Below are 6,352 nucleotides of genomic sequence, written 5' to 3'. Positions count from 1 at the left end.
ATGTTGTAAATTGTAATACTTGCTGATATACTCTTGTCAAAGTCAAAAAGGAGTATATTATTTTTATGTTATTAAACAAGCTAAAGGGTGGTTTGCCTAAATTCATTAAACATTTAACATACAATGAATACGCAAAAAATAGTATCAGAAGCTATCAAAAAGATATTTTGAAATTGATTGATTTTTTAGAGGGAAAAGATGGGAAACTGCAAAAGGAATATTTAATAGAGTATAAAAAATCAATGGAAATAAGGCTGAAACCTTCAAGCGTCAACCGCAGCATTGCGGCGGTCAACAAATTTTTAAAATTTATGGAGATGGATGATCTCACCCTAAAGGCTCTGAGAATTCAAGAACAGACCACCGCTCAACATGAGCTTACCCAAAAGGAATTTGACAAGTTGATTGAAAGCGCCTTCACGAATAAAAAGACGAAAACTGCGATGATTATGCTAACGCTTGCCTACACAGGAATACGCATAGGGGAACTGCAGTTTATCACCGTTGAGGCTATCAAGAGCGGTAAGGTTCTTATTAACAATAAAGGAACTGTACGCACGATTGTCATACATAAGGATTTACAAGGTCATTTATCCTTATATTGCAAGGAAAAAAATGTGAAAAGCGGTATTGTTTTTACGGGCAGTAAAGGCAGCCCTATTAGCCGTTCCTATATTGCACGTGCAATGAAAGAAGTAGCAGAGCAATGCGGAGTTGATCCAGCAATGGTTTTCCCCCATAATCTGCGGCACTACTTCGCCCGAAGCTTTTTAGACTGCGGCAATCCACTGTCGGATTTAGCGGATATTTTAGGACATAAAAGCATTGACACCACAAGACGTTATTTGAAAACCAGTGCCGAAACGAAACAAAAGCAGTTGGCAAAGCTGAAAATCATCCCGAACTGGCAAAAAAATTACGGGTTTCCTCAGAAAAAAATAATGTGACAACTATGTAAAACTAAATATGAAACGTAATTAGCGCAATTTGAAAGGATTGGGCTTTTTTGCATAAAAATGTGGGTGTGGTGCTCCCAGTCAAGTAGACAGTGAAAATAAAAAATTCTTTATGAGTGTTGATCCTTAAATTCTATTAAATTTTCTTGGTAGCATTCATTGTTGTAAAACGAAATATTTGTCTCAATGTTATTTCTTTAGAGTAGGTTTCTATTGGTTTAATTGCTCAGACCCCTTCTTCAAAATAAAGATCATTATTTTGCCAATCTTTTTTGTATCTTGGTGTACATCTAAATTTTTTGCTACTTCATTTAATGTGTAATGCTCCTCCTGCTAGAATGATATAATGGCTAACTGTTTCTTCAGTGAAAGAATATTTTGTCATAAAAAAATCCCCATTAGATAAACAGATTTTATTTTTTAATCTGTCTACCTAATAGGGAACCTATCACAATTGGAAATGCCATTTTTCTTTGGGTAAATATATTTTTATTAGGATTGTTCTACAGTTTCTTTTGTTTCTACTGCTTCAACAGGTGCTTGCTTTTTTTCCAAACCTAGGGCAATTTGCTCTAATTCTGGACGCAAAGTGTGCTTACCAGCATAGCTTTCGATCAGTTCCTTCACATCGATACCAGAAGTTTCTTTTAATGTTTCTTGTAGTGTAGACATTAAATTAGTTGCATAAGACGTAACCTTATTTGCTCCACTGCCTTCGCCACCACCAGTATCGACCACTGTAATTTTATCGATATTACCAAGAGGACTCGCAAGCTCTTTTGCATATTCTGGCATCATACGCACTACCATATCCAGCACAGCTGCTTGACCATAGTATTCAAAGGCTTCGGCAATTTTACGTTTAGCCTCAGCTTCTGCAAGACCTCGTAGTCGAATAATATCTGCTTCTGTCTCACCTTGCGCTCTTTCGGCATCTGCTTTAGCAAGACCATCCAAACGAATTTTCTCCGCCTCTGCTTTCGCTAACGATTCAATCCGATATTTTTCCGCATCAGCCTGCGCAAGCTCTCGCATTTTTTCGGCAGCGGCATTTTGTTCCACTGCATAACGATCCGCATCAGCCTTTTTCTTCACTTCAGAGTCATATTGCTTCTCACGACGTAAAATCTCTTTTTCTTCTAATTCAATTTGCTTTTGACGCTCAATAATGCGAATTTGCATTTCTTGCTCCGTAACTTCCTGCTTAGCACGAGCTGTTTCAAGCTCATAGGCTTGGTCAGCACGGGCTTTTGCAATATCCTGCTCACGACGGAACTCAGCTACCTTTAATTGATTTTCCTTTTCCGCTTCCGCAATTTCTGTCGCACGTTCTAGCTCTGCCTTTTGTGCTTCCTTAGAGGCTTCTGCACGTTTGATACGCGTTTCTTTCTCTGCATCTGCCGTCGCAATATCTGCATCTCGTTTTACCTGTGCAATTCTTGGTTTACCAAGTGAATCTAAATAGCCATTTTTATCTCGTACATCTTTGATCGTGAAGGATACGATCACAAGACCCATCTTAGCTAAATCCTGAGAAGCAACACGTTGAACTTCCTGTGAGAATTTATCACGGTTTTTGTAAATCTCCTCCACCGTCATGGAGCCTAAAATTGAACGTAAATGGCCTTCTAAAACCTCGCGTGCTTCCGCTTCACGCTCCGTTTTTTGCTTTCCTAAAAACTGCTCTGCTGCTGTTGCAATTTCAGAAATGGAGCCGCCAATTTTAATAATGGCTGTACCATCAGCCATAACAGGTACACCTTGTTCTGTATAAACTTCAGGCGTTGTTACCTCTAGTTTACTAGATAGTAAACTTAATGGCTGTGCTTGCTGGAAAATAGGGAATACAAATGTACCGCCCCCACGAATTATTTTAATGCGATTCCCCGACTCATCTTTATGTACATTTTTTGAGCCGAGATAGCTACCTGTCACAATCAGTGCTTCATCAGGACCCGCCGTACGATACTTTGTCACATATAAGCCGACTAGGGCGATTAATACAAACGCTACAATTCCTAAAACAATTAAAATATCGGTTGACATAGATAGATCTCTCCTTTATACAAATTTTTTCTCATACGTTCTGACAAAAAGTGTACCATCCTTCACATCTACAACAAGCACGGTCTCATCATAGTCAATGGCTTCATTATCATAGCCTGTTGCCCGTTTCGAAATCATACCACTTGTCGTTTCGATAACAACCTCACCAAAACCATTTACAGGAATTGGTACAATGACTTTTCCCAATTGCCCCCCTAGTGATTCCTCCGTATAAGCCAATGAAACATCAGCTGATCGCAGCGGAACAAGGACGAATAAATAAAACAAAGTACTTAAAATAACGCCGATGATACATGCAGCAATAATGTTCCAAACGCTAGAGAACCAGGCTAGTTTTTCTAAAATAAATCCTGCTGCTGACATCAACGTAATGAAAGATAGAATGACACTCGGATTAAAAATGGGCAGTCCTTCACCAATACCTTCGACAGCATCACCAAAAAACATAACGAGTATTGTGGCAAGACCAGCAAAAATCAAAACAACCAAAAAGATTTGTTCGAGTGAATAGCCAAATAGCGTCAAGTTGCTCACCCCTTTCATCATATTACCTACTATACGGATATACCCCTGGAAAAGTTTCGAAATTTTTCGCATTTTTCAAACAAAAATGGAGCAAGTCACCAGTTTCTTTAAATTCAGGGCAGTAAAAGTAAGAATCGCCTGCATGGACAATTTTTTAAGAGCTCTTAAAGTTGTCCAAAATACTATCTTAGCTAATAAAGGAGAACTAACAATGTCACAATATACAGAATTACTCAGTAAAATAAAAGAGCTTGAGGAGGCTTTAAAAACAAAGCAAGCTATTGTCCCTGCTCGAAAAGCCTCAAACATGCATAATGCTGCGTGGGAGTGGTTAAGAAATAAAAGTATTACAGATGGCACTCATCCTCAAAATTTCTTAACACGTGAGCAATTTGCGACAATGCTAAAAAGATATCATGATTCTTTCAATAAAAATTAATATTTCCTACCCCATACATAATTTTCGCTTCAATATATCATAATTTCATTTCTCTCTAACTGAACCATGTTACAATAGAAAAGAATTTTGGCAACTAAGGAGATATGGCATGAAACTTTCAACGATCTTAAATTTTTTAATTCTAGTATTTTTCACATTATTATTCGTGAATGATTTTTTCCCTGACACAACGATTGCAACAGTCTTAACTAAAAAAATCATTCTTCTTCTATTAGTCGTGTTAGTTATCATACAGCTAGCTATCGATAAAGGTAGATATAAAAAATTGTCCAAAAAAGCCTATATTGGTTTGACGCTGTATACAGTTGGTTTATGGATTGTTTTAACATTGCTTGGTGGCCAGTCGCAAATCGGTTTATCGTTTACTAGCCCTCTTTTCTATATCATTGTCGTATTGCTTGTACTTGATTTACTGCGTATTTCACGCCAAACCAAACGCGATCAAAATGAGGAAAAGTAAAGCAAGAGTGGTGCTATCCGTCACTTCTATGGCTTAATCCATCATTTTCTCATTTCTATCCTTCATATCAAAGGTTCTATCCGTCACTTTGGCGTTTCTATCCGTCTACAGCATAAAAAGCATGTCTATCGACTGGCACTCCAATCGGTAGACATGCTTTTCTTATGATTCTAGGACATTTAAAATTTCATCCAGTTCATTCACAGCTAGATCTAAGCGTTCCTTCGCCTCGATATTTTGCTGTTTTAAGTGATTAAACTCTAGTAAATTTTTCTCATGCTTTAATTTGATAGAAGATAAACGTTCAATGCGGGCTTCTACCTTTTCTATTGCTTGCTCACAGACTGTTGTCCAGAGCTTTTCTGATTGCTGCATTTCAGTCGTTGATGGGTTGTGTTGACGCATAATTCGGGCATAGACCATTTCAATTTGTTCAATTAATTCCGAATAGAAATGGCGCTCAACACGTGTTGTTTGGAATGTTGGATGCTCCACATCTTTTGCATAAGGGGTAATTTGACGCAATAGCTTTCCAGCATTTTCTCCAAATGCATGCGATAAATTCAAGACATTCATTAATTGTAATAATAAACGAATTTCTTCTAGATTAATAAGTTGTGAATCGATGCTTTCTTTTAACTTTAATGATTCCATATAACGTCGATCAAAATGTTCAATTTCGCCGTTGCGTTGCTCTACTAAATGTACACTTGCATTGTCTTTTAAGCTTTTAATATAGCGTATGGCATGGTTTTTCAGCTCTTCTTTTGACAGCAAGCTAACATTGTCTTGTTGTGGTTTTCCTCGTTGAACATACGCAAATGCATCCATTTTTTTGGGCCATTGTGCTGCTTGGGTTTCTTCTGAGACATTATAGCGTATATAAATTCCGTGCATTTTATATCCTCCAAGTCCATTAAACAAGTATCTCTAAAGACAATAAATCGAATACGACATTTTTTCAAGTAAAAAACTTTTAATAATTGAAAATCCTTCTTTTTAACAATAAATGAAAAACCCTGAATAGTCGATACTATTCAGGATTTTACTAGTTTTCATCAATTCATACTTACCCTTTGACAAGCTTCGTACGTATGCGATTCGAAACATACTCCACGAGTAAAATAAGCAGGACAAGTCCCAATAAAATGGACCCTACCTCAGACCATTTATATGCGTTCATCGCAAAAATTAATGGCGCACCGATTCCACCTGCTCCAACTAAGCCGAGTACGGTTGCATCTCGTAAATTCATATCAAAACGATAGATCACAATGGATAAAAATAATGCTGTTAGCTGTGGCCAAATACCGTAACGTATTTTTTCCAGCAACGTACAACCAATTGCCTCCATTGACTCTAGAATACTTTTATCTAAGTCCTCAATAACATCAACATAGAGCTTTGACAGCATTCCGATAGAAGTTAATGACATCGTCAGTACACCAGCAAATGGACCAGGGCCTGTTACTCTGATGAACATAAGACCATAGACAATGGCAGGAATCGTACGAATGATTATTAACAGTAAACGGACAACAAAAGCAATAGGCTTTGGCACAATGTTAGAAGCCGACAAAAAGGCTAAAGGGATGGCTAGCAATGCGCCGACAATGGTTCCAAGAAATGCTATGGCCATCGTTTCGATTAATAAATAAGGTACACCTGCTGTTGTCGTATTGACTAATAATGACCAATCGGGATTCAGCAATCCTACAAATATATTTTTAACGATTTTTATCCCATTTACTGATATATTCTCAAAATGAATCGTTGTTATAGACCAAATAAATAAAAGACAAACGATCACAATTATCATGATGTATGACATGCGTCGATTTGATTGTAACTGTAATTGTTTTCCGATTGCATTCATAACATCAC

At 37.4% G+C, this 6,352-nt stretch carries 7 protein-coding genes; 3 read left to right on the top strand and 4 right to left on the bottom strand.

Going from position 1 to position 6,352, the window contains the following annotated elements:
* Nucleotides 1–65: 65 nt before the first annotated feature.
* Nucleotides 66–947 carry a tyrosine-type recombinase/integrase gene (locus MHI22_RS23265; RefSeq protein ID WP_271912728.1) on the top strand — a complete coding sequence of 294 codons (882 nt, stop codon included), beginning with the start codon at nt 66–68 and terminating at the stop codon, nt 945–947.
* Nucleotides 948–1,448: 501 nt separating this feature from the next.
* Here MHI22_RS23265 and MHI22_RS23260 read toward each other — a convergent pair.
* Entirely contained in the window at nt 1,449–3,002 is a 1,554-nt protein-coding gene (locus MHI22_RS23260) for a flotillin family protein (protein WP_058844285.1), read from the bottom strand.
* 15 nt (nt 3,003–3,017) lie between these two features.
* Complete coding sequence (locus MHI22_RS23255) at nt 3,018–3,548, bottom strand: hypothetical protein (protein ID WP_082673732.1); 531 nt, start codon at nt 3,546–3,548, stop codon at nt 3,018–3,020.
* 85 nt (nt 3,549–3,633) lie between these two features.
* On the opposite strand from MHI22_RS23255, the gene MHI22_RS23250 reads away from it, so the two are divergent.
* Nucleotides 3,634–3,987 (top strand): hypothetical protein, encoded by a 354-nt coding sequence (locus MHI22_RS23250; RefSeq protein ID WP_340812741.1) that lies wholly within the window; start codon nt 3,634–3,636, stop codon nt 3,985–3,987.
* 109 nt (nt 3,988–4,096) lie between these two features.
* The gene (locus tag MHI22_RS23245) at nt 4,097–4,468 is read left to right on the top strand and encodes a hypothetical protein (protein WP_330493520.1); all 372 of its coding nucleotides are present in this window, start codon (nt 4,097–4,099) and stop codon (nt 4,466–4,468) included.
* Between the two features lie 162 nt (nt 4,469–4,630).
* Here the strand turns inward: MHI22_RS23245 and MHI22_RS23240 are convergent, their stop codons facing one another.
* Both MHI22_RS23240 and phnE read right to left on the bottom strand, forming a co-directional pair.
* Nucleotides 4,631–5,365, bottom strand: coding sequence for a hypothetical protein (locus MHI22_RS23240; RefSeq protein WP_036126981.1), 735 nt, complete (start codon nt 5,363–5,365; stop codon nt 4,631–4,633).
* A gap of 172 nt (nt 5,366–5,537) precedes the next feature.
* Complete coding sequence (gene phnE, locus MHI22_RS23235) at nt 5,538–6,344, bottom strand: phosphonate ABC transporter, permease protein PhnE (RefSeq protein WP_340812740.1); 807 nt, start codon at nt 6,342–6,344, stop codon at nt 5,538–5,540.
* Nucleotides 6,345–6,352 lie beyond the last annotated feature (8 nt).

It is taken from the genome of Lysinibacillus sp. FSL L8-0312, assembly GCF_038003285.1.
Lineage (GTDB): Bacteria > Bacillota > Bacilli > Bacillales_A > Planococcaceae > Lysinibacillus > Lysinibacillus fusiformis_D.
This window is presented reverse-complemented; position numbering and strand designations above follow the sequence as displayed.